Source organism: Paenibacillus sp. DCT19 (assembly GCF_003268635.1).
In the GTDB taxonomy this organism is placed as follows: Bacteria; Bacillota; Bacilli; order Paenibacillales; family Paenibacillaceae; genus Paenibacillus.
Genome location: NZ_CP029639.1, coordinates 5330391 through 5356880, shown reverse-complemented (window position 1 = coordinate 5356880; position 26490 = coordinate 5330391). Strand labels below are relative to the sequence as shown.

General features: G+C 46.5%; 15 protein-coding genes and 2 pseudogenes. 14 read left to right on the top strand and 3 right to left on the bottom strand.

The genetic code is table 11. The features are described 5' to 3' along the window. From DMB88_RS24405 to dnaI, 5 genes and pseudogenes are all read left to right on the top strand, one after another. On the top strand, positions 1–3108 hold the full coding sequence (locus tag DMB88_RS24405; protein WP_128103422.1) for an alpha-mannosidase: 3108 nt from the start codon (positions 1–3) through the stop codon (positions 3106–3108). A gap of 82 nt (positions 3109–3190) precedes the next feature. After that, a complete protein-coding gene (locus DMB88_RS24400) occupies positions 3191–4510 on the top strand; it encodes a glycoside hydrolase family 125 protein (protein WP_128103421.1) in 1320 nt (439 codons plus the stop codon). Between the two features lie 11 nt (positions 4511–4521). Beyond that, a pseudogene (locus tag DMB88_RS24395) lies at positions 4522–7679 on the top strand (beta-galactosidase). A 4-nt stretch (positions 7680–7683) separates the two neighbouring features. Then, on the top strand, positions 7684–10548 hold the full coding sequence (locus DMB88_RS24390) for an alpha-mannosidase (protein WP_128103420.1): 2865 nt from the start codon (positions 7684–7686) through the stop codon (positions 10546–10548). A gap of 224 nt (positions 10549–10772) precedes the next feature. Beyond that, positions 10773–11723, top strand: a complete 951-nt coding sequence (gene dnaI, locus DMB88_RS24385) for a primosomal protein DnaI (RefSeq protein WP_128103419.1) — start codon at positions 10773–10775, stop codon at positions 11721–11723. A gap of 102 nt (positions 11724–11825) precedes the next feature. On the opposite strand, the gene DMB88_RS24380 is transcribed toward dnaI, so the two are convergent. Next, positions 11826–11981, bottom strand: a complete 156-nt coding sequence (locus DMB88_RS24380) for a YqzM family protein (protein ID WP_095292061.1) — start codon at positions 11979–11981, stop codon at positions 11826–11828. 443 nt (positions 11982–12424) lie between these two features. Here DMB88_RS24380 and trxA point away from each other — a divergent pair, with 443 nt between their 5' ends. Both trxA and uvrC read left to right on the top strand, forming a co-directional pair. Beyond that, positions 12425–12742 (top strand): thioredoxin, encoded by a 318-nt coding sequence (trxA, locus tag DMB88_RS24375; protein WP_036605788.1) that lies wholly within the window; start codon positions 12425–12427, stop codon positions 12740–12742. A gap of 226 nt (positions 12743–12968) precedes the next feature. Next, positions 12969–15071 (top strand): excinuclease ABC subunit UvrC, encoded by a 2103-nt coding sequence (uvrC, locus tag DMB88_RS24370; RefSeq protein WP_128104592.1) that lies wholly within the window; start codon positions 12969–12971, stop codon positions 15069–15071. Here uvrC and DMB88_RS24365 read toward each other — a convergent pair. Beyond that, positions 15040–16737 carry a CPBP family intramembrane glutamic endopeptidase gene (locus DMB88_RS24365; protein WP_128103418.1) on the bottom strand — a complete coding sequence of 566 codons (1698 nt, stop codon included), beginning with the start codon at positions 16735–16737 and terminating at the stop codon, positions 15040–15042. The two genes, uvrC and DMB88_RS24365, sit on opposite strands and share 32 nt — an antisense overlap. 398 nt (positions 16738–17135) lie before the next feature. Here DMB88_RS24365 and DMB88_RS24360 point away from each other — a divergent pair, with 398 nt between their 5' ends. Further along, positions 17136–18476, top strand: coding sequence for a TrkH family potassium uptake protein (locus tag DMB88_RS24360; protein WP_128103417.1), 1341 nt, complete (start codon positions 17136–17138; stop codon positions 18474–18476). Positions 18477–18493: 17 nt separating this feature from the next. Then, the gene (locus DMB88_RS24355) at positions 18494–19165 is read left to right on the top strand and encodes a potassium channel family protein (RefSeq protein ID WP_128103416.1); all 672 of its coding nucleotides are present in this window, start codon (positions 18494–18496) and stop codon (positions 19163–19165) included. Positions 19166–19213: 48 nt separating this feature from the next. On the opposite strand, the pseudogene DMB88_RS24350 reads toward DMB88_RS24355, so the two are convergent. After that, positions 19214–20136 (bottom strand): annotated as a pseudogene (locus DMB88_RS24350) (LysR family transcriptional regulator). A gap of 572 nt (positions 20137–20708) precedes the next feature. On the opposite strand from DMB88_RS24350, the gene DMB88_RS24345 reads away from it, so the two are divergent. The 5 genes from DMB88_RS24345 (at position 20709) to DMB88_RS24325 (ending at position 26364) form a co-directional block, all read left to right on the top strand. Next, entirely contained in the window at positions 20709–21377 is a 669-nt protein-coding gene (locus DMB88_RS24345; protein WP_128103415.1) for a succinate dehydrogenase cytochrome b558 subunit, read from the top strand. An 82-nt stretch (positions 21378–21459) separates the two neighbouring features. After that, complete coding sequence (gene sdhA / locus DMB88_RS24340; protein ID WP_128103414.1) at positions 21460–23202, top strand: succinate dehydrogenase flavoprotein subunit; 1743 nt, start codon at positions 21460–21462, stop codon at positions 23200–23202. Between the two features lie 436 nt (positions 23203–23638). Next, a complete protein-coding gene (sdhB, locus tag DMB88_RS24335; protein ID WP_056702459.1) occupies positions 23639–24403 on the top strand; it encodes a succinate dehydrogenase iron-sulfur subunit in 765 nt (254 codons plus the stop codon). 204 nt (positions 24404–24607) lie between these two features. Continuing rightward, positions 24608–25555, top strand: a complete 948-nt coding sequence (locus tag DMB88_RS24330; protein WP_128103413.1) for a metallophosphoesterase — start codon at positions 24608–24610, stop codon at positions 25553–25555. 59 nt (positions 25556–25614) lie between these two features. Further along, positions 25615–26364 carry a metallophosphoesterase family protein gene (locus DMB88_RS24325; protein WP_128103412.1) on the top strand — a complete coding sequence of 250 codons (750 nt, stop codon included), beginning with the start codon at positions 25615–25617 and terminating at the stop codon, positions 26362–26364. The last annotated feature ends 126 nt before the right edge of the window (positions 26365–26490 follow it).

Here is a 26490-nt window from a genome sequence, read left to right as displayed (position 1 = left end):
TTGGAACGTATCAGACGATTTATTCGCGAGTTATCCGAGCAGCAGTGGCTGGAGCAATTGCAGTTGCGCAGTTGGGACATTCATCGTGCTTATTATAATGTACCGGGAGACTACAAGGATCAGGGTGTGTATCTGGAAGGGCAGGATTTTGAGCGGTTTCCGAGCAAGCAGGGAACAACCTATTTCTTCAGAACACGTTTAGAGATTCCTGACTCTTGGCGGGATGCACCGTACGGATTGGTCTTTGAAACTGGAGGAGAAGGTTTGTTACGGGTAAATGGACGCTCATATCAAGGGCTGGATCGCAATCATACCTACGTTACGCTTGATCCGTCCCAAGTCGGCATCTCACCTGAACTTGAGATTGAGATGTTTGATCCAGTACCTGAACCTGTAGATCCCTTGAATCAACAAGCGGTTATTCAACCACCGATAACTTCGATTACCAGCTTGCTGGTGAGACCGAACGAAGCAGTTCGTAGTTTGATGTACACGGTCATTATTATACGTGATTCGACGACATTGCTGCCCGAGAGTGACTTTCGGCGGGTAAGGTTACTGGAAGCATTGTATCAATCCATGGATCAATTCGTTGGTTTAACGAATGAAGAGATCAGGCAGGAAGAACACATTTGTCAGATTGAGAAGAGCCTGAGGCATCAAGTACATCAGATCGGCGGTAATGCGGAAGGGCTGGAGCATATGGTGGGACAGTCACACATTGATATTGCTTGGCTGTGGCCTGTACGCGAGACGGTGCGCAAAACAAGTCGGACGTTCTCTACCGTGGATGCTCTAATGAATGAATACCCTGAATATGTGTATTCCCAGAGCCAACCTTTGCTGTATGCCTTCCTGAAAGAGCATGATCCCGAGCTATATGAACGGGTGAAGCAGCGGATTGCGGAGGGTCGGTGGGAGTTAGTTGGTGGCATGTGGGTTGAACCGGATCTGAATATCCCAAGTGGTGAATCCTTGATTCGCCAGATGTTATATGGTCAACGTTTCTACATGGAGGAGTTTGGCAAGACATCGAATATCGAGTGGCTGCCGGATACGTTTGGATACTGTGCTTCTCTCCCTCAGATTCTGAAGCATGGCAATGTCGATTATTTCATGACCACGAAGCTGGGATGGAATGACACGAATGTGTTCCCCTATGATCTCTTTCACTGGGTTGGTATCGACGGCACAGCGATTTTGTCTTACCTCAATCATGGCGTCAATGAACATACCTTGCCGAAGGATATCCACGATCACTGGCAGTCATACCGGGAGAAAGCAGCACATCCCGAGCAAATGCTCTTATACGGACATGGTGATGGTGGTGGCGGGGTAACGCGCGAGATGCTGGAGTACGTGGATCGGGCGAGTCTTATGGTAGGCCAGCCTGCAAGTCGATATAGCACAGCCGGAGCCTTTTTTGCTGGAATTGAACAGGAACATCCAGTTCTTCCGAAGTGGCATGGCGATCTGTATTTGGAGCTGCACCGAGGAACTTATACGACCCATGCACGCAACAAACGCAATAACCGCAAAGCAGAAGTGCTGTATCGTGAAGCCGAGTTATGGAGCACTCTCGCTTTTCCGGATATGAGCGCAGACACGGAAGCTGAGATGCGTTCGACACTACATGATGGCTGGAAGCTGATTTTGCTGAATCAATTCCACGATATTATTCCAGGCTCGGCCATTACAGAATCTTACGTGACCTCAGATGAGGAATACAGGCAAGTATTTGAACTGGGTACAACCGCTCTTCATCAAGGAATTACAGCATTGATCAAGAGAATGGACACACAAGGACCAGCTGGTTCTGTAGCCTACGTTGTGTTTAACAGTCTCGGTTGGAAACGGAATGCACTCGTTCGTCTTCCATTCCATGATGGCTTTGATCGATATGCCATAGATGGAGAAGGTCAGCGTTTGCGATTAGATCTGGAAGAGGACAGCATGTCTGTTCTTGTGACAGATATCCCGGCGTTTGGATACAAGACCATTTGGCTGGTACCGGAAAATACTAGGGATACACATGTGCGAGAATCGGCAATCCTCGCGGGACAACAGAGCTTTAACGATACATGGGAAACGGCATTTTACTATGTACAATTTAACGAACGCGGAGAGATCACTCGTTTATGGGATAAGCGCGCAGAGCGCGAGATACTGAAGCCAGGTGAACGAGGCAATCAATTTTACTTTTTCCATGACCGTCCGACACTCTGGGATGCTTGGGATATCGATAACCGTTATGAAGATCAGATCGCTGGTGAAGTGCAGCTGTTGGAGAAAAAGCTGGTGCTGGCGGGAACAACGAAGGATGTACTACGCTTCCAATGGAAGCTTCACCAATCGGTGATTACGCAGGATGTTGTCTTTTATCACGACTCACCTCGGATCGACTTTGAGACCCATGTCGACTGGAATGAAGAACACAAGCTGCTGAAAGTTAGCTTCCCAATTGATGTAGTAACATCCAAGGCTACATTCGAAATACCGTTTGGCGCATTGGAACGGCCAACCCACCGTAACACAAGCTGGGAGCAAGCCCAATATGAAGTTTGTGGGCACCGTTTCGCAGATGTATCAGAATACGGATACGGCGTGAGCCTGCTTAATGATTGCAAATATGGCTATGACGTGCAAGGCAGCACGATGCGTTTATCTCTACTGCGTGCACCTAAATGGCCTGACCGAACGGCTGACCTTGGAGAGCATACATTCACTTATTCTCTGTACCCGCATGAAGGAGATTGGCAACAAGCACATATCGTCCGTCAAGCAGCCGAACTGAATCATGAAATAACTGTTCAGCATACGGAACAGAGCGAAGGTGATCTTCCGGCAAGAGGAAGCTGGATCCAGTTGGATAGTCATCATGTCGTGCTGGATACCGTTAAACCGGCGGAGAATGGCTACGGCCAGGTGCTTCGTTTCTATGAATCTTCAGGTACACGGGAACGTGTAACTCTGCAATGGTCGCAAGGGTGTGAGCAAGCCTGCCTCTCAAACGCTTTGGAAGAGGTTGGGGAGTCATTGGATATCACCAATGGTCAGATCACACTGACCTTTGAGCCTTACGAGATTAAAACGGTGCTACTGCGCTAAACGTTTTTGAACTTTCTATACGAGAACGATTTTTCTCTTTTCATATACATCACTCAATTTATTTAAAGGAGCGCACTTATCTATGGAACAATTCCGATTACCCAAAATATCGATGCCACCTGTTGCTTTGCCACAATCCATTCAGGCGGTGCTTGAAGAGGCGGAACAGAAGCTGGCTCACCGACCGAAGCTGCTTCAGTTATTCAAGAACTGTTTTCCCAATACCATTGAGACAACAACGAAGTTAATGGAGGATGGTACAACGTTTGTGATTACTGGAGATATTCCAGCTTCCTGGCTGCGTGATTCCGTTGAACAGGTGATACACTACATTCCCTTTGCGAAGGAAGACGAGGAGCTGCAACGCATTATTGGCGGGCTGATTAAACGTCACATCCAATATGTTCACATTGATCCGTATGCCAATGCCTTCAACGAAACCGCTAATGACTGGCACTGGAACACAACGGACGAGACGGACATGTCGCCATGGGTATGGGAACGCAAATTCGAGATCGACTCCTTATGCTTCGTTGTGAGATTGGCGTATGTATATTGGAAGGAAACCGAACGGACGGATATTTTTGATACCAGCTTCAAGGCGGCGATGCGTAAAATTGTTGATCTGTTCAAAGTAGAACAGCACCATATGGAGCAATCACCGTATCGTTTCACGCGTAATAACGGCATCCCAACAGACTCTCTCCGTAATCATGGTAAAGGCATGCCTGTGAATTATACGGGAATGATCTGGTCAGGCTTCCGTTCCAGTGACGATGCGTGTGATTTCCACTACAACATCCCGGGAAATATGTTTGCGGTTGTTGCATTGCGCCAAATGCAGGAGTTTGCGGAATGGGTGTTCAGAGATATGGCATTGTTGCAGGAGCTTAAGGATCTGGAGCAGGATGTGGATTATGGTATTCAATTGTACGGGATTTATCGACATCCTGAATTTGGACCCATCTATGCGTACGAAACGGATGGCTACGGAAACTATTGTCTAATGGACGATGCGGGCACACCTGGACTCATGTCTATTCCATATCTCGGTTACGTCACAGCGGATGATCCAATTTATCAAAATACTCGCCGGTTTGCTCTAAGCAAAGAGAATCCTTTCTATTATGAAGGGAAAGTTGCCAAAGGCATCGGCAGCCCGCACACACCACCGAATTACATCTGGCATATGGGCTTATCAATGCAAGGATTGACTGCACAATCAGATGAGGAAAAGCTGGAGATCATTCGCATGCTTGAAGCAACGGATGCGGACACCGGTTATATGCATGAAGGCTTTCATGCCGATGATCCAACTATTTTTACACGAAAATGGTTTGCATGGTCGAACAGCCTGTTCTCCCAGTTGGTTTATAAATCGATGAAGGCTGGCCTGCTATGAGCAATGCACAGATGATTAAACCCAAACTGATCGTTTTTGCTGACCCCAATTTTCCGGTAGAGAGTGCTCTCCCTTCCAAGCAGGCTGTGGATACATGGCAAGCGACACAAGAAATCGTTGTTGCAGATGCGCATCAACTAGCTGAGCTGTTACATTCCACCGCGGGTGGAGGCTGTCTGGTGAATCTGCACGCACCCTATTTTCCAAAGTCAGCATGGACAGCAATTATCGCTTACCTGCAGCAGGGGGAAGTCTGATCAGTATCGGAGGTGCGCCGTTTAAGCGACCTGTGCGAGATGAGGCCGGAGTATGGATCGTGGAATCGGAGCAAACGGCATATCATCAAGAACTATACATTCATGAGGCATTAAGCGTATCTTCTGCCAAAGTTCAAACGATTGCTACTACGGAGCAAATTCCTCTTCTTGCTGGCAAAGAGGGACTGTTTCAGATCGCTGACACGTGGAATCTAGTTCCGCACACGACTAAAAACAGCGATCTGCCTCACCAGATGGGTTCGGCTGGAACGATGAGTACACAGATCTACCCGCTGCTGTGTGGATGGAGTAAGGATGAACGTAAAATCTCAGCTCCTGTTGTGTTATGGGAGAATTCACGCAGTACGTTTAGCGGTTCACGCTGGATGTTTGTCCATGTGCCACTAACAACCTCCTTTTGGGAGCAGGATGGTGGGAAGGAGATGTTGAGATGGGCACAGTTCTGTGCCAGAGGTGTCACCGAGCTGTCTCTGAAACCGAATTATGCTACTTACGAGCTTGGTGAACAGCCCGTTTTGACCTTCCAAGGCCAGATTTTGAATCGTACAGGACTCAGATCTATTTCGCCTGAATTGTGGACATTTGATGTAACGATTGAACGGGAGGATCGTGCAAAAGGCACATCCGAAAACGTATGGAGTCACCAGATTGAGATGACGCTTTCCGGTGAACAGCAGTTCATTCGCCTGCCCCTTCCAATTACTGTGCAGCCTGGACTATACCGTATCATATGTCGTGCGCAGGCAGCGGATGGGGAAGTGCGAATTCTGCGTCAAGGCTTCTGGGGACAGGATGCTCCATTGCTTGAAGAGGGAGAAGTTATCACCCGCAGTAGAGATTATTTTGTAAAAGACGGCCGGCCATTGCCTGTGGTTGGTATGACCTATATGACCTCTGATGTGGCACGCAAATTCCTGTTCCTGCCGAATGCGGACGTGTGGGATCGGGATATGGAACAGATGGCGAAAGCGGGCATTAACTGGATTCGAACAGGAATCTGGACAGCCTATCGCAATATGATGCAGGTGGATGGTCATATGGCAGAGGATGTGCTACGTGCGATTGATGCCTTCCTGTTAACGGCTAAGCGCCACGGCTTGCAGGTAACCTTCACGTTCTTCTCCTTTACACCCGAGACATGGGAAGGCACGAATCCGTATTTGGATCCACAAAGTGTTGAGGCACAGAAGCGGTTTATCCGCAGTATCGTCAGTCGACATAAACATACGACCCATGTGGATTGGGATCTGATTAACGAGCCATCCATGTTCGATCCAGTACGTATTTTCTCAGATGGTCCACGTTCTGCTAGGGATTCGCATGAACAGCAGGCTTTTGTGAAGTGGCTTCAACAGCGGCATGAATCGATTGAAGTGCTTCAGGAGGCATGGAACATGTCACCTCAGCAGCTTCCTGATTTTGCAGCCGCAGTCATTCCAGAGCCGGAAGACATTAATTTTGACGTACAGGATATGCACAAGGCGAAGAAAGGAACACGCTGGCTTGATTATTGTCTCTTTTCTATGGAGATGCACAATGCATGGGTTCAAGAGCTTGTTCATGCAATTAAGGATCTGGTGCCCAATCATCTGGTCACGGTTGGACAGGACGAGGCCCTTGGCGCACAGCGTCCTTCGCCATTCTTTTATGAACGTGAGGTGGACTACACAACAGTACATTCCTGGTGGCTGAACGATGATCTGATCTGGGATGGTATTTTTACGAAAACGCCTCATAAGCCAAATCTCATTCAGGAGACAGGCATTATGTATGTGGAGACACCGGACGGAAGAGCCAAACGCACAGAAGCCGAGCTTCAACACATTCTTGAACGCAAATACGCTTATGCGTTTGCTACAGGGGGTGCAGGAGCGGTGCAATGGATATGGAACACCAACTTTTATATGGATAATGCGAATGAGTCCCATATTGGAGCGCTTCGTGCAGATGGTACGGAGAAACCGGAGGCGGATGTATCGTACGCTTACGGTCGATTTATTGATCAGGTTCGTGATCTTTTCGAGGATCGGGAGCTTGAGGAGATTGCGGTGGTATTCCCCTATTCTAACGACTTTTCGAACCGATCCCTGGCTTATGATGCTACAACCAAGCTCACGCGTGTGATGTCCTATGATCTCAAACTACCATTTCGCGCCGTATCGGAGTATCACCTCGAAGCGTTGGAGCAGCAGCCACCGAAGTTAGTGATTGTACCGAGTGCACACAATATGGATCGTGATGCATTGCGTCAATTGTTTGCGTTTACGGAGCAAAAAGGAATAAGTCTGCTGATCACTGGGCCACTTGGGTTGGATGCCTACTGGAAGCCAAATGACTTTGCAGATCATATCGTGGGTAAACGTACATTGGGTAACGTACAGCGGGAAGAAATGTTAAGTCTTAATGGAGTAAATCACCGTGTGACGTATGGACGGCGTCGCATTGCTGAAGTGGCGAAGGAGACGTTATCTGGTCGGGATTATGGGAAGCCGGATGAGGTAACCGTTAGGGCCTGGGGGAAAGGTAAATTGATCTGGACGCCGCTACCACTGGAGTTAAACGGACGGGATGAGCCGCTGGCAGCGTTGTATCGTTATGCGACGGGTATTGCTGGTGTGCATGAGGAGCTGGAATGGAAATCTGGCGGAGACATTGCGGGCGTCTACGGGCGGAAGCTTAGTTTCCCAAAAGGGAATGTATTTGTGTTTGTATCAGAGTCTTCAATGAATCATCAAGTACAAGTAAGAGATAAACGTACCGGCGTTTCATATACGTTCCAACTGGAGAAAGACCGTTCCGTGCTGTTTGCCACAGACTCAGATGGCAAGTTGCTTGCAGTGTATCGTCCTGATGAGGTTGAGATTATACAACAAGACGGAGAGGTAGGATAACACGATGACCCAACACCATACAGAACCAGCCACACAAGCAGGCCAAGATCTAACTACGGAATCAGTAAGCAGACCTCGAAAATCAAAGAGAGCACATATTATCTCCCATACGCACTGGGATCGTGAGTGGTACCTGCCGTATGAGAAGCATCATATGCGTTTAGTACAACTGGTAGATTCGCTGTTGGATCAACTGGATAAGGGACTGGATTACAAAAGCTTTTATCTGGATGGGCAGACGATCATTATTGAGGATTATCTTCAGGTTCGTCCAGAGCAGAAGGAACGACTGGAGAAACATATCCGTAACGGAAGAATTGTGATTGGTCCTTGGTACATTTTGCAGGATGCATTCCTGACGAGCGGGGAAGCCAATGTGCGCAATATGCAGGTTGGACATCAGGATGCCAAGCATTATGGCACACCGTCGAAGATCGGTTATTTTCCTGATACGTTTGGTCTTGTTGGACAGACTCCGCAGCTCATGCTGCAATCGGGGATTGATAATGTTTTCTTTGGTCGGGGCGTTAAACCTACAGGCTTTAACAATACGGTATCGGATGAAGGATATGAATCCAGCTTCTCTGAGTTGATGTGGGAAGGACCGGATGGATCGAAAGTGCTCGGTGTTTTGTTTGCTAACTGGTACTCGAACGGGAATGAGGTTCCGGTGGATGAGGCTTCAGCTCGGAAGTTCTGGGAAACCAAGCTTGCAGACGCAGAGAAATATGCTTCGACCAATGAGTTGTTGTACATGAACGGTTGCGATCATCAGCCGATCCAGCGGGATCTGCCGGAAGCCATTCGGATGGCGGAACAATTATACCCCGATATTGAGTTTGTTCATTCCAACTTTCCAGATTATCTAGAAGCACTGAAAGGAAATGCCGAACATGAGCTATCCACGGTAAAAGGAGAATTGCGTAGTCAGCGTACGGATGGTTGGGGAACGCTTGTGAATACGGCCTCCGCTCGTGTGTATCTCAAACAAATGAATCAATTGGGGCAAGCGATGCTGGAAAAAGTGGCTGAGCCACTGGCGTCCTATGCGTATCTGCTCGGACACACCTATCCGCATGATCAATTGACATATGCTTGGAAAACGTTAATGCAAAACCATCCACATGATAGTATCTGTGGGTGCAGTGTGGACGAGGTTCATCGTGAAATGGTCACGCGATTCGATAAGAGCCGTCATGTAGCCGAAGCATTGGCTGAGCAGAGCAGCAGCGAGATCGCTAGCATGGTGGATACATCCATTTTTAGCAGCTATGGCGAGGATGCACGACCACTCATTACCTTCAATACAACAGGTTGGGAACGTAGTGGTGTTGTGCAGATGGAACTAGATGCTGCGCGCCGATATTTCCGTGATGGCTATTCCTTGGAAGAAATGGCTCTTCAGATGAATAAAGTTGACCTATCCAATCGCATTCTGGTTGATGAACATGGTACATCTATTCCATGCACAGTAGATGATCTTGGTCTGCAATTCGGCTATGATCTCCCAGATGACCGTTTTCGCCAGCCATACAGCTGCCGACGGATCAGAATCACTTTTGAAGCCGAGAAGGTGCCTGCACTTGGCTTGAAGACATTTGCCTGGGTTCGCAGTGAAGGGGGAGTTAATGAAGACGTTCATGAAGGAGAGCTCTCCAATGGAGCCGCATTAAGGCATACAGAGCGTGGTATGGAAAATGAACATTTATCGGTCGTGATTGCAAACAACGGTTCGTTCTCACTTACAGATAAACAAACAGGTCGTACATATCATGATCTTGGTATGTACGAGGATGTTGGCGATATTGGGAACGAGTACATGTTCAAGCAGCCAGAAAACGAAGTGGCTAGAACCACACAAGATCTTGTGGCAGAGATTCGAGTCATTGAGGATACAGCCTATCGTGTCTCCTACGAAATTGTTCAACATTGGGAAGTTCCTGAGTCTGCAGATGAATTACTGGATCGTGAGCAACGGGAATTGATCTATTATCCATATCGCAAAGCGCAACGTTCTGCGAGAATGATCCCGTTAAAGATTCGGACGGTTCTATCGCTCAGTCGATGTGGAAAAGGAATTCACATGGAAACCACCTTTGACAATCAAGCGAAGGATCATCGGGTGCGGGCTCTTTTCCCAACGGATCTGAAGACTGCTGTGCACCATGCGGATTCCATGTTCGAAATCACTACAAGGGATAATATCCCTGCAACAGAGTGGCAAAATCCTAGCAATACGCAGCATCAGCAGAGCTTTGTGAATGTGAGTGAGGATCAGGTGGGATTAGTCGTTGCCAACCTGGGTCTGAACGAGTATGAAGTCCTTCAGGATGGACGCAATACGATTGCCGTTACTTTACTGCGAGCTGTCGGTGAACTCGGAGACTGGGGATTGTTCCCGACACCAGAAGCCCAATGTATCGGAGAGCATTCGTTTCAACTGGAGATCATCCCGCATCATGGCCGTGCTGCATCTGCAGATGCATATATTGAGGCTTATCAGTTCCAAGTTCCATGGACGCTGGTACAGACTGAAGTGCATCCAGGCGATCTCACACCTAGTCATTCCCCACTTGCGTGGCAAGGGGAAGGGGTGGCATTTTCATCCCTCAAGGTCAATGCGGATTCAGGCGATCTGATGCTTCGCTGGTACAACATGACAACAGAAGCGACTACGCTGAGACTGGCTGCCTCACAGACCAATTCACAGTCATTTGAAACGATGTATAAGAGCAACATACTGGAGGAAGAGGCAGAAACGCAACAGGCTAGTCCAATTGAAGGGGCTTCATCCGTATCCTTTGCCAGTAAAGAATGGATCATGCAGACGAGAGCATGTGAAATTGTAACCGTGGGTCTTCGGCTTTAATAAGTGCAAGTTTCTAGTTTGTAGGATCTGACATCTGTGTCGTGACAAAGGGATTATGCTATTTTCCAGAGGTATCCGCTCAGTTTCAGTTGAGTTATTGGTTGCTTTTCTATAGAATGAACAGTAGAATTACAAAGCGATTGAAGGTTACTATACCATCGTAATGGTATAAGTAACGGTTCATTGTTCATTCTATACAGACACCATTAAGGGGGCTTGAAGCCATGGAATCCTTGGGAGGACTGCTTCAGCAGCTTAACCCTTCCTTTCGTGAGCAGTCTCGGCGAATCGCGGCAGAATTGATGGATGATCCATACGTACGAGAGTTCCGTGCGAGTCATCCTGAACTGAAAGACACACAGATGATGACTGATCTGAGCAAGCTGTTTCAGTATGCCAAAGATTCTAAGAACTGTGCGAATTGTCCGGGACTGGACAACTGTCCTAACGATTTTCAGGGTCATTTTTGCAAGCTGGAAGTAGAACATTTTAACGGAAAACCCGAAATTATAGATAAAAAAGCACCTTGCTCCAAGCACATTGCTCGGCAGAATGAACATCTGATTAAACAAAGAATACGTAGTTTCTATGTGGACGAGCGTGCCCTAAATGCGGGTTATGATGATGTGGAAATTATGGGCAAAGATCGGATGCGTGCACCAGCGGTAAATCGAGTTCTTCGTTATATTAACGAAACTAAAGAGAATGGGTTGTCTTCTAATGGACTGTTCCTGGAAGGATCATTTGGAACAGGCAAGACGTTTCTCATGTGTTATTTGTTGCACGAACTGGCGGTCGCCGGTCATACCGGTGTTATCATTTATATGCCTGATTTTGTAGAGGATCTGAAATCGATGATTACGGATGGACAGAAGGTTAAGGAAACGACAGATATTCTGAAGAGCTGTGACCTGCTGATCTTTGATGATATTGGAGCTGAGAATCTGAATCCATGGGTACGTGACCATGTGATGGGTTCCATATTGAACTACCGCATGAATCGCAAGCCTACGTTCTACACGTCGAATTACAACTTGGAGGGGCTGGAGAAACATTTGAGCTTCACAAGCAAAGACGGCGAGGAAGTGAACAAGGGTCAGCGTCTGATGGATCGAATTCGTCCATTTGTTGATGTAGTATCCGTTCGTGGGGAGAATCAGCGGGGTAAGCGTTGATCCGACTAGCTTGAAATAAGTTTAAACAATGCTCAGCAAAAAGCCCGGTTTTCGCAATGCGAAAGCCAGGCTTTTTTGGATCTTGCGTGTGACTGTCCTGTCCTATTCGGTTAGAAATTTGAAGATAACCATACCGAAAAAGATCACGGTCATTAGGCCACCCATGCCAGCTACACCTGCAATCAGATCAAATAGATCGTTACGGGGTTCTTCGTTGACATGTTCACGCGGGTCACTGATCCGCACATTTGCATCCATGTAATTGCCTCCTTTGGGGATATTCAGCTACCTATATAAGGTAGTTCAAAAAGTCCACTTTTGATTACGATGGATGCCTAACGGCATCTCAGCATCGAATATGGAATTCAGCCGAAATGTCCGTTGCTCACGTAGTTTTCCCTACGCTCCGCTACTCCATTTCTATCTTCATCCCATCTTCTCGGGACTGAAAACCACCCTTTTTGAACCTGCACTTTATTGGTGCTGAAACCCGGAGTAAGTTCAGTATACTTGGAAAAGAAAGCGTTTGTAAAGATTTTGCATTTACACCTGAAATCAATAATTATGAAGATTTGATGTTTGATAGATGAACATTGTTCCGTTCATTTCACAAGTCAAGAGTACATGTGTTATACTGGAAGTGTCGTTCACGACGTTACAGGTTATAATAACCGTAAGCATATATAAGGAGGACAATTATCATGGCTATTGTTAACGTATCCGATCAATCCTTTAACGCAGAAGTCGAAGGAGAAGGAACGGTTCTTGTTGATTTCTGGGCGCCTTGGTGCGGTCCTTGTAAAATGCTCGCTCCAATCCTGGAAGAGCTGTCCACTGAAGTTGGCGATGCAGTGAAAATTGCAAAAGTCAATGTGGACGAAAATCCGGAATCTGCTTCTCGCTTTGGCGTAATGAGCATTCCAACATTGATCTTCTTCAAAGACGGTCAACCGGTTGATAAAGTGGTTGGTCTGAACTCTAAAGATGCACTCAAAGGAATTATTGAGAAACACCAATAAGACACTAGGCTTAACGTTCGCCTCCGGTTTATATGCCGGGGGCGTTTTGCGTCGAATGCTATCATATAGGACAATATAAAGTATACTATTCATTATAAGAAGCACTGAAAACCACCCTTTTGAACGTGTATTATAAATGAAAATGGCGAGGGCATAATTAATCCCCTTGAAGTGTGAAGTGAACAATTGATGTGTACCTTTTCGGGGAAGGAGGATTCACAGAGTGATGGACGGATTTATGACAGATTTACAAGAGCAAGAAAAAGCATTAGAGCATATACGTCACAAGCTGGCGCTGCTGCCAGATATGTCTGGCTGTTACCTGATGAAGAACAAAGAAGGTACGATTATTTATGTAGGTAAAGCGAAAGTTCTGAAGAACCGAGTTAAGTCTTATTTTATGGGTAGTCATAATGGTAAAACGCAACGCCTCGTATCCGAAATCCGCGATTTCGAATACATCGTGACGGGCAGTAATATGGAAGCACTTATTCTAGAGTGTAATCTAATCAAGAAGCATATGCCTCGTTATAACGTATTGCTCAAGGATGATAAGACCTTTCCTTATCTCAAAATCACGAATGAAAAGCATCCACGGCTCGAAGTAACCCGGCGGGTGCTGAAGGATAAAGCCAAGTATTTTGGACCGTATCCCAATTCGTATGCGGCTCATCAAACGAAAAAACTGCTGGATCGGATGTATCCATTACGTAAATGCGGAGTGATGCCGAAGGAAGTCTGTCTCTATTTTCACATGGGTCAATGTCTTGCACCTTGTGTCGAGGAAGTCAACAAAGAGCAGTACGATGAGATTTCCCAAGAGATTGGTTCCTTCCTGAGTGGTGGGCATGAAGAGATTAAGAAGGATCTACAGCGCAAAATGCAGGAGGCTGCTGAGGATCTGTATTTTGAACGGGCTAAAGAGCTGCGTGATCAGGTTATTGCCATTGATGCAATTATGGAAAAACAGAAGATCACCATGGCGGACGCCAGAGACCGTGATGTATTTGGTTTTGCTATTGATAAAGGCTGGATGTGTGTCCAGATATTATATATGCGTCAGGGTAAAATGATCGAACGTCACGTATCCACATTTCCGTTTTACGGCGAAGCGTACAGTGATTTCATGTCCTACGTGACTCAGTATTACAGCGACAACCCGGCATTGCCGCAAGAGATTTTATTGCCTGACATGCCTAAAGAGCTGGAAGTGGCTGACACTATTCAAAACGAGGCTGAATCAGAAGCAGTAGTTTCTGCAGCAGTAACCGCGGAGACGACGGAAGAGCAGTGGCAGGTGAAGACCGACGAACCCCTTGTGGCCGAAACGTCTGTAACCTATGAAACTAATATGGAGCCAGCACAGACTCCATCAGCTCTAGAGGAATCAACGGCTCTTACGGAGGATCCCGAGCATAACGATCCAGATTCAACTTCATCAACGCGTGAATCGCAACCCGCAGGATTGGAAGAGCCAGCCCAGGCAGCCGCTGCGTTACAAGAATGGCTGGAGATCAAGGTCCATATTCCGCAGCGCGGTTTGAAACGGCAGATGATTACGATGGCTGTGGACAACGCACGCGTGGCGTTAGAAGAGAAATTCAGACTAATTGAGCGTAACGAGGAACGGACATCGAAAGCCTCGGAAGGTCTAGGGCGCTGGATTGGGCTGGATCAATTACGCCGAATTGAAGCGTTTGATAACTCGAACATCCAAGGAACTAATCCCGTTTCGGCTATGATTGTGTTCACAGATGGCAAACCGGATAAGAAAGAGTACCGTAAGTACAAGGTTCGTTCCGTTGAAGGCCCCGATGATTACGAGACGATGAGAGAGGTTATTCGTCGTAGATACGAACGTGTATTGAAAGAGAACCTCACTCAGCCGGATCTGATCGTTGTGGACGGAGGTAAAGGCCAGATCTCTGCGGCAGTGGATGTGCTGGAGAACGAATTAGGTTTGTTCATTCCTGTATGTGGTCTGGTGAAGGATGCCAAACACAAAACATCCCAACTGATGATTGGTAACCCACCGGAGGTTATTTCGCTACCGCGAGATAGCCAAGAGTTTTATTTGCTGCAACGGATTCAGGAGGAGGTTCACCGATTCGCCATTTCGTTCCACCGAGAGCAACGTGGCAAATCAATGGTAACTTCACGTTTGGATTCCATTCCGGGCATTGGAGAGAAAAGACGTAAGCTTTTGCTCAAGCACTTTGGCTCTTTACGCAAAATAAAAGAGGCCAGCGTCGAAGACTTCCGGCCTCTATCTATTGGTGACAAACTGGCAAATCAGATTATTGCAGCACTTCGTGATGAGGAGTCGTGACATACGGCTTCTCTTTTTTGTTTGGATTACATTTATAGATGACATAACCCACGATTGCAGGAAGTACAATCCAGAAGATTCCTGCGGAAACGTTGAATGCATCACCCATGAAGACAAGGCTCAGACCCATCAAGAGGCTGTTGAATATTACATGGCTGAAAACAACCGCGATAAAGCCATGACGTAGCATAATGAAACTGAACAGGAGTCCAATCACAGTTAATTCGATTGGTCGTGTAATGACCGGATAGATTGGATATAAGGTATGTCCTAATGCCCAGATGATGGTCGGAATAAGACAAGCGATAAAGGTGTTGCGTACGATCTTCTGCATCATGCGGATACCGAATAAACGATAGACGGTCTCTTCCCCGATCCCAGCCATCCAAGCCATGATTGGGAAGAGCCATGCATAGCTCATATTGTATGTGGATTGATCGGCAGATGTTGTTGACCAGGTTCCAATACTACGCTCTAAGATGAAGAAAAGAATGGATTGCACACCAAGCAAGATCAGTGCCCAGAGATAACCTGTATACATACTGTGAAGCACATATTTACCGTATCCCGGCTCTTTGGCACGTGGCCAAGGGTTCAGCCCGATTTTTCTCCACATCCCATCACCCGCAACGAGCGATAGGTAGATCGTGGCACTCATGACGAGCGTGACTCCAATCTGAAATATTATGAGGAAGCTGAGCATGAAGCTGTTTAATCCTTGAGATTTTAAGAGTGGCAGCATATTCAACGTACCAATAACGGAAGCTGCAAAATAAATCAAGGATAAGATGATGCCACGCTTAAACGAAGTGTGCGCTCTTGTTAGAATACTGTAGATGATCGCCAATACGCCGAGTACAAACGTCAAAAATGCGTAACCACCATATGTCATGTAGTTAGCCTGGCGCGTCTGATCTTTTACATACTGGGTATGGGAGTCAGGCACGGAGAAAACAGCTTCAAAGGAACGAACCGCGCCACCTTCAAACGTAAAGTTTAACTCCAGGTTGGAGTCCCCGATTTGCTTATCTAAGTCCGTATATTTCAGTCCACCTTCTCCATCCTGTGTATCTAACTGGAGCTTGGGAATTTCATATCCAAATTCGGTAAGTACACCTGCAGCAAGACGTTCTTTCTGTTCTAAAGATATATTTCCTTCAGCCACACGAATCGTCGCATCGGGTTTCTGTTGATCTTCTTCAACATTAGCCGAAGCGTAGAGGGAAGAAGGAAGCTCTCGGGTGAATCCGACCACTTTGCCAGTCTTCATATGTACGTCGACATTTAAGTAACCGCCTCGATCGTTATCGACCAAACGTACGCGGTATACATCATAGGGATAGGTAGCTTCCCATTGCTTATTGTAAGCATCTAGTTGCTTCGTTTTGGACATATACCCGTATATGTCTGAATGGGTCTGGTACGTTACCAGAGGCTCTTCTTCGTTGCTAGGAAGGGTATAATCGGCCACGGAAGCCGCAAAGGATCTTGCTGATTGCGTTGCTTGCTCCTTGCTTATAACGGGTGTGGACGTGATGTCTGTCGTTTGAGATGACGTAGATGGAAGGATCTGAAAAACGAAAAACAGAATCAGGCCGATCGCCGCAAGCAACCCTAAACGCTTGAAGTTCGCTTTGAGTTCTAAAGGCTGCCCTAAGGGATTCATTTAATATGTTTCCTCCTTTATTAATATGGATATTAAAGTAAAGATATCACAGGCGAAGCCTTGAACGCCAATAGCGAAACGAGAACCTGTGTAAATCCTTGAAAATGAATGAAAATGATCGAAATAATCAGATCAATCCATACCGATATCTGAGTTTTTCCCTTTTTGGCGAAATTCGATGCTATTTCATCAAAAATCGTTTTGTTCGCAAACGTTCCAGCGATTATAATTTTTGAAGCAAATGTGTAACAATCCGCATGTCTGCAACGTATTAAGGGAACGAATACAATATAGTTCAACATTTATGTATACGTTAAATCCATACGAATCATACCGTTTAGGTTGAAACTCCACATGGTGGAGTTGTTTTCATTTTAGTAGAGGTGGATGATCCATAAGTGAAATTAAATGTTCAATGGCTGAACCTGTCCCCGCCTCGGATTCTGGTGCTCGGCTTTGCTGGGATTATTCTGCTAGGAACATTATTGCTAATGCTTCCAGCATCGAGTCAGAGTGGGGAAAGCCTTTCTTTTATTGATGCACTATTCACGGCAACATCAGCCGTTTGTGTGACTGGATTGGTCGTTGTAGACACAGGTACTCATTTCTCGGTGCTTGGTCAAGTTATCATCGCTTTTTTAATCCAGATTGGTGGACTAGGCTTCATGACGATGGCTACACTCGTGGCAATTGCATTTAAACGTAGAATTTCTTTGCGAGAACGGCTCATTTTACAAGAAGCGATGAACCAGAGCACGATGGAAGGTATTGTACGGCTTATTCGCAAAGTCGTGGCGTATTCCCTCATTATTGAAGTGGTGTGTGGCACATTATTCGCGATTCGTTGGTCTTTTGATATGCCGCTGGGGCAAGCTATGTATTACGGATACTGGCATGCGATATCGATGTTTAATAACGCAGGCTTTGATATGTTTGGCGATTTTCGCAGTTTGACGAGTTATGTCTATGATCCATTGGTAAACTTCACGGCGATGTTCCTCATTATTTCCGGGGGAATTGGCTTCGTCGTATTGTCCGATCTCATTGATTATCATAAAACCCGTAAGATTTCGCTGCACTCCAAAGTTGTGCTGTTAACGACGGGTCTACTTATTGTATTGGGAGCTTTAGTGATCTTTGTCTTCGAGTTCAACAATCCGCGAACACTTGGTGGGCTGAATTGGGGTGGTAAAATTCTCGGTTCGTTCTTTCAATCGGTGACACCTCGAACAGCTGGTGCCAATACGGTGGATATAGCCGGCTTGAGGCAAGCTACGCAATTTTTTATGATTATACTGATGTTCATTGGGGCATCCCCTGGTTCGACAGGGGGTGGAATCAAAACGACTACGTTTATGATTATGATCGGTGCGGTTATTGCCATGATGCGTGGTCGGGAGGATATCGTTTTCTTTAGATACAGGCTAGTACAGGAGCGGATCTTCAAAGCACTTACGATCACATTGCTTGCACTGCTGCTCATTATAACGGTAACCATGATACTGAGTACAACAGAGGATAGCAGCTTTTTAATGATTTTATTTGAGACGACATCGGCCTTTGGCACCGTAGGTTTATCTATGGGACTTACACTGAAGCTGACCACATTTGGCAAGCTATTAATTTGTTTTACCATGTTTGCGGGTCGACTCGGGCCGATTACGCTAGCGTATGCACTTGGACAGAAAAAGGGTAAAGAGTTATACAGGTACCCGGAAGGCAAAATGATTATTGGATAAGGGGTTCGTGAAGAACGATGAAAAAACAGCAGTTTGCAGTGATTGGGCTTGGACGGTTTGGCTCCAGTTTGGCACAGGAATTAATGGAACTTGGCTATGAGGTGCTCGGTATTGACAAAAATGAAGAGGTTGTCGAAGATATCAGTGAATTGGTCACTCATGCCGTTGTAGCTGATGCAACAGATGAGGAAGTGCTGCGCTCCCTCGGCATCCGGAATTTCGACTGTGGCATCGTAGCGATTGGGGACGATATTCAGACAAGCATCCTGACTGCGATATTGTTAAAAGAGCTTGGTGTAAAAACGGTGGTAGCCAAAGCCATCTCTGTTCTTCACGGCCGTGCGCTGGATAAACTCGGCATTGACCGTGTCGTGTATCCTGAACGGGATATGGGAGTGCGGGTTGCCCATCAGCTGGTAACTCCGAATTTGCTGGATTATATCGAGCTATCCAATAACTACAGTATTGTCGAAATGAAAGTTCCTGAATGTCTGCATAACAAGACGCTGTCCTCACTGAATGCGCGTGTACGCTTTGGATGTAGCATCGTTGCGTTGCAGAAGGAGGCAGGCGTCATAATTGCTCCTACGGCGCTAGACTCCCTCCAGACCGGGGATATTATGGTCATTATCGGTACCAACGACAATATTGAGCGCTTTGAAGAAGAGGTAATCAGCCAAGAGGACTAAGATCGTCCTATGGCATTGATTAATTTAAGCAAAAAAGGATCATGAAAACTAGGGCGTCGTTGTTCTCTTAGAGGATAGCGGCGCCTTTGCTGTGAACAGCGCAGCGGTTTCTTTTATCCACTGTCTCGATGTCTTGCTCAGATCTTCCTTATGACCGTAGATCATGCTCGTAGTTCGCCTAGTCTGCTGCAATTCAGGGAGATAAACGGATACCAGGTCATTATCCGCAAGCAGTTGGGGACGAAGATACGATTTGGGTAGGAGAGCAGCAGCTTTGCATGTAGGTAATAGACGTATGATGGCTTCGAAGGAGTCGATCTCCATACGAATATCAGGCATAACCGCACAACGATGGAATAGATCGTCCGTTAGTTTGCGATACCATGTGCCTTTGGAAAAAGTGATCATCGGTAGCTCATGTAGATTCTCCATGTCTGCTTCACGCCCTGACAACGGGTGAGTTAGCGGTACAACAAGCTCCAGATGGTCATCAAAGAGCGGAATGCAGTTTAACCCCGCTTCATTAATGGAGGAGGCGACGATACCGACGTCTGCTTTTTTATCACGGACAAAAGAAACGATTTCATGGGTTTTACCTGTTAACAGCTTAAGCTCGGCGTTCGGATGTTTCTCCATAAATGCATTGACCAGAGGGGTAACGTCGTTTGAAGTGTGGTCAGGCTGGCTCCCAGGGTGATCGTGCTCTGTTCCTCGTCTTTATACTGGGCGAGCATGTTTAGAAACTTCTGTTGCTGCTGTTTCTGTTCAACGGCAAACGTATAGGCGAGCTGGCCCACGCTTGTTAATTCAAGCCGTTTACCCCGACGATGAAAGAGAGCTACCCCGAGCTCATCCTCCAATTTGGCAATTTTGCGAGATAGGGCGGGCTGTGACAGGTTCAGCAGCTTGGATGCCCGGTTTAGACTCGATTGCTCCACGACCGCCGCAAAGGCGTTTAAATCCTCAAACATAGACGCTAACCTCGCTTCCATTTCAGATGTCTTTAAATGCGATTATATGTGCATATTGAAGGTAAGATCTGTTTTTAGAGGTTGTTCAAAAAGTCCAATTTTGATTACGAAGGGTGCGCGAGCGGCATCTCAGCGTCGAAGATGGAATTCAGCCGAAATAAGCGGGATGCTTACGAAGCTTGTTTCCTTCGGAAACATGTAGTTGCTCACGTAGTTTTGCCTACGCTCCGCTACTCCATTTCTATCTTCATCATCTTCTCGGTACTGAAAACCGACCTTTTGAACACGCACTTTTGGTATCAAGCGTGATGCATATCCTTGAAAAATGATTTTGTATGATGTATGTGGTATTTGTCCAATGTTTCAATGCTTATACCTATAGGTTATAACATTTAATAATTATATTGCAATTCCCTTATAAGAAAAAAAAGAGTAACATGAATTGTGACACAAGTTGTTCACACCTGACGAAAACGGAACAATTTGTCGAACCTTTCCTTAGGAAAGGTTTGTGTGTGATAGTGAACTAATTTATGAAAACGTTGTATTTAGCGAAAGGGGATCGACATTTTATGAAAGGGTTTTATTCCAGAAAGCTGCACTCCTTGCTCGGCGTCATTCCGCTCAGTTTGTTCTTCATTGAGCATTTGGTGACGAACTTCACGGCAGTTGAAGGCGGCAAAGAAGCGTTTTACGATGCCGTTGCATTTCTGAATGGCTTACCTCTTGTTATTGTTATTGAGGCGACGCTCATTTGGTTACCGTTGTTCTTCCACGGTGTCTACGGTCTTTATATTGCCTATCAGGCTAAGCCTAATGTGGGTCGTTATGGCAATGAGCGTAACTGGCGCTACACATTACAGCGGGTCAGTGGTGTCATTACGTTTGTTTTCGTAATCTGGCACGTATGGGAGACGCGTGTGCAAATTGCGTTGGGTAACGTAACACATGAAGAGATAGGCGGCGTCATTCATGATGCTGTGACGAATCCGATAACCTTTGTTATATATATGATCAGTGTGGTTGCGGCTTCATATCACTTTGCGAATGGCCTGTGGTCGTTCCTCGTTAGCTGGGGGATTACAGTTGGTCCGCGCGCGCAGCGTGTATCCTCTTACGTATGCATGAGCTTATTCGGTATTGTTTCTATCATGTTTATTGCTTCATTATTTGCTTTCCGTAGCATCGATTTCCAAGTTGCAACTTCGATGATTGACGCAGTTAAATCAGTTCTGATCTAGGCAGTAGCTTTCAATTCATGTTCAAAAAGGGGACTTTTTGAACAACTTCTATAATTGCTGACTTATAAAGGAGTGAACAACAATGGCATCATCTAATGTAATTATTGTGGGCGGCGGTCTCGCAGGTTTGATGGCGGCGATCAAATCGGCTGAAGCCGGAGTCCATGTTCATTTATTTTCACTAGTACCCGTTAAAAGATCTCACTCCGTATGTGCCCAAGGCGGCATCAACGGTGCGGTAAATACCAAGGGTGAGGGAGATTCTCCTTGGGTACACTTTGACGATACGGTATATGGCGGCGACTTCCTCGCGAACCAGCCTCCAGTTAAGGCGATGTGTGAAGCAGCGCCAGGCATCATCCACTTGATGGACAGAATGGGCGTTATGTTTAACCGGACACCGGAAGGCTTGCTTGATTTCCGTCGTTTCGGAGGTACGAAACATCACCGTACGGCGTTTGCAGGAGCGACAACAGGACAACAATTGCTCTACGCACTAGACGAGCAGGTACGGCGTTGGGAAGCAGCAGGTCTGGTTACGAAGTATGAGAACTGGGAATTCCTACAGGCTGTTGTCGATGATGAAGGTGTATGCCGAGGCATTGTAGCTCAGGACCTGAAAACGATGAAGGTGCAGACCTTCCCGGCCGAAGCTGTCATTCTTGCGAGTGGTGGCCCTGGTATTATTTTCGGAAAAACAACCAACTCGGTCATTAACACAGGTACAGCGGCAAGTGCCGTGTATCAACAAGGTGTAAATTATGCGAATGGTGAGTTCATTCAGATTCACCCAACGGCTATTCCGGGCGATGATAAGCTCCGTCTTATGTCAGAATCTGCACGCGGTGAAGGTGGACGGATCTGGACATACAAAGACGGTAAGCCATGGTACTTCCTTGAAGAGAAGTATCCATCCTACGGTAACCTTGTACCACGTGACATCGCGACTCGTGAAATCTTCAGCGTCTGCGTAGATATGGGTCTTGGAGTCAACGGCGAGAACATGGTATACCTCGATCTGTCCCATAAAGATCCAAAAGAGCTGGATGTGAAGCTCGGCGGAATTATCGAGATCTATGAGAAGTTCATGGGTGATGATCCACGTAAAATCCCAATGAAAATCTTCCCGGCAGTCCATTATTCCATGGGCGGTATGTGGGTAGATTACAATCAAATGACTAACATTCCGGGGCTGTTTGCAGCAGGTGAGTGCGAGTATCAATACCACGGAGCGAACCGACTTGGTGCGAACTCTTTGGTGTCGGCCATCTACGGCGGTATGGTTGCTGGACCAAAAGCGGCTGAATATATCAAAGGACTCAAAAAGTCTTCTGCTGATATTTCTTCCTCTGTCTTTGATAACTATACGAAACAACAAACGGATAAATACGAAGGCATCATGAAGATGCAGGGTAACGAGAATGCCTATGTCATTCACAAAGAGCTTGGCGAGTGGATGACAGCCAACATGACGGTTGTACGCTACAATGACAAGCTCGAAGCAACCATTGGCAAGATCAAGGAACTGAAAGAACGTTATGGCAAAATCAATATGTACGACACTTCAGGCTGGAACAACCCGGGTGCTGCATTTACACGCCAATTGTGGAACATGCTTGAGTTGGCTGAAGCCATGACGCTGGGCGCACTGCTGCGTAACGAAAGCCGTGGCGCACATTACAAACCTGAGTTCACGGAACGTAACGATGAGGAATTCCTCAAAACGACCATTGCAAGCTGGTCGAAGGAAGGGCCACAAATCTCGTACGAGCCAGTAGACGTTTCCCTGATCCCACCACGGATCCGCGACTACTCCAAAGACTAATCGTGGTAGGTTCAGAAACTACCTTTTAATAACCGAAGAATGGCTGACACTCAGCATCTCCAGCATTAATCAAATTAATTACAATCCAGCATGATTGGATTATCGTTTTAGTAAAGTAACGCATGTGCACGACGTAGCGGAGGGAGCGGAAATGACCTAGAGAAGTGTCCGCTCTTAACTACGAATCAACAAGAAAATTTATTTTTATATTTATAAATTCCAAACAGTTACCACTTTAACGGAGAAGACAGAAGAATACTGAAGAAGCGAAGCGCTCGCCTTTATCCCCGGATTTAAACCCTGTTAGATGGGATCAAAGAAAGTCTGGGGATAACAGCGATCGGAAGTATCTTCTGTCAGCGGAGTGGCTACGTGTAACACGTTGGTCTTATAACGATAGCAATACAATCATCGTCACCAAGGAGGGGACTACGATATGGCGGAACCAGCAACAGCGAACAAAACCGTCAAGTTTATCATCACACGTCAGGATAGCCCAGAATCAGCTTCGTATAACGAAGAGTTCGAACTTCCGTACCGTCCCAACATGAACGTGATCAGTGCCCTGATGGAAATTCAGCGGAACCCGGTCAATACAGAGGGTAAGTCAATTGCTCCAGTATGTTGGGAATCGAACTGTCTGGAAGAGGTATGTGGAGCATGCTCTATGGTGATCAACGGCAAGCCGCGTCAAGCGTGTGCTGCATTGATCGATAAGCTGGAGCAACCGGTGCGTATTGAACCAATGAAAACATTCCCGGTGGTACGTGACCTTGTCATTGACCGTAACCGGATGTTTAACGCTCTGAAACGGGTAAAAGCGTGGATTCCAATTGACGGTACCTATGACCTTGGTCCAGGTCCGCGTATGCCAGAGAAGAAGCGTCAATGGGCATATGAGTTATCCAAATGTATGACATGTGGTGTTTGTTTGGAAGCTTGTCCTAACGTGAATGAAAAGACAGACTTTATTGGACCTGCAGCACTTTCGCAAGTACGTCTCTTCAACGCTCACCCAACAGGTGAGATGAACGCTGAGGATCGTCTGGAAGCATTGATGGAGGATGGAGGAATTGAAGGCTGTGGTAACTCGCAGAACTGTGTTCAATCCTGTCCTAAGGGCATTCCGCTGACTACTTCTATTGCTGAAATGAACAAACAAACAACGAAGCATATGTTCAAACGTTGGTTGGGCGTTTAAGCGTAGCTAGTTTAGCGCAAATGGTTTTGTAGTAGAATTTTATAAGTTTCAGTCAAATATGATATGTGATAAGAAGTCGTGTTCTCCGATCGTGGTTGTTTGGGGACATGACTTCTTTTTGTAATGGGGCGAAGGAACCGAGCTTATCATGCAGAATATGCTATAATGAGGGGATGTTTTTCGTGCGGAAGGAGGAGAGGGAACATGGCAAGGGTGCCGTATAAGAGTAGTAAGGAGACGCTAATCAGGCGCGGAGCCGATAAGAATGAGACAGAGCAGCCCATTTTTCCTGGTCAGGAAAAGGATCATGATCCCTCCCGGCGAAGTACAAAGTTAAAGACGGCTCTAATGACAGCGATCGCAACTGTGTTTACAGGTGGATATGCGCTATGGGAGCCGCGTCGTGTGGAAGTAACGCAGATACAATTGAATCTCCCTAAACTCCCCAGCGCCTTTGATGGCTTGCGACTAATTCAGTTCAGTGATGCCCATATCGGGTTCCATACTGGCGTGAAGCAGATCGAGAAGCTGGCGGATCTGATTCAAGAGCAGCAGCCGGATCTGATATGTTTTACAGGAGATATCGTGGAGCGAGATGCAGAACCTATGCGGGAGTGTATTCCGGCTCTGTCTTCCATGCAAGCTAAGTTTGGCAAATTTGCAGTTTTCGGTAATCATGATTACCGGGGGAAGCAGCAAGAAGAAGTAGAGAAAATGTTTGAGCAAGCTGGCTTTACCTTACTTCGGAACGCTCATGTAGTTATCCGGCATCATGAAGATCGAATAGCTATCGTTGGTTTAGATGATGCGTTAACGGGTAAGCCTAATCTGGCTACAGCTGTGGATGGTCTGGATGAGGACACTTGGAAGCTATTACTCATGCATGAGCCAGATTATGCGGATAGAGCTGCTGCAAATGGTTTTGGTTTGCAGTTGTCTGGGCATAGCCACGGCGGTCAGGTTCGTTTTCCCTGGATTGGGGCATTATCTGCTCCTCGTGGTGCACACAAATATGTGCAGGGATTGTATTATGCCGGTTGGACGAAAATGCCGGTGTATGTGAATCGGGGGTTCGGGATGACCCATTTGCCCATTCGTTTTTTGTGCAGACCAGAAGTCACCGTATTTCGTTTGCAGAGTCATCAAACATAATATACATCTAACATAATACAATACATGAATATGCAAGTTATGAATGGAGGTTAGCCAGGATGGAACGAATTGCGATTGTATCCGATATTCACGGCAATATGACGGCATGGAAAGCAGTGTTGAACGATATTCGGAGTCGCGGGCTGAAGCGAATCTTTTGTCTTGGCGACCTTGTAGGCAAAGGGCCTGATCCGGTTCAGGTGGTTGATCAGGTGAGAGAGACATGTGAACAAGTCGTTCGTGGCAATTGGGATGAGCTGGTCGCCGTGAATCGGGATAATGAGAACTTTACTTGGCAAGCAGACAAGCTTGGGCAGGAACGGCTGGACTATTTAGCGAATCTTCCATTTAGTCACCAATTCGAGTTAAGTGGTCGTACCGTTCGATTGTTACATGCTTCACCACAGAGCGTATATCATCGCGTACAACCATGGGACGAAATGGACAAACGTATTGCAATGTTTGATGCCCCAGCGAATGAGCCTGAACTCGGACAGGCAGATATAGTTGGTTATGGCGATGTACACAATGCTTATCTACAGCACCTAAATGGGAAAGTTTTGTTCAATGTGGGAAGTGTGGGCAATCCACTGGATATTCCTCAGGCTTCGTATTGTATTCTTGAGGGAGAGAGCAGCGGAGATATAAACCAGACCATCAATATTCAATTTGTCCGAGTCCCCTATGATATCGAGCAGGAGGTTCAGGTTGCACAACAAGCCGGGGTGCCAGCACTTGAGCTATACATTCGAGAGATTCGTACAGGTGTTTATCGTGGATTACAGGAGAAAAGTGTGACAGAGGAATAACAGCTCAGCGTGTGTTGGCATAATAACGTAAGCCGTGTTAGAACCATACGATATCTAGTCGTCCTTTTCGAATTGGATCATTGAAATATTATACTTCCGGATCATCTCCAGAGCATGCTTGTCTTA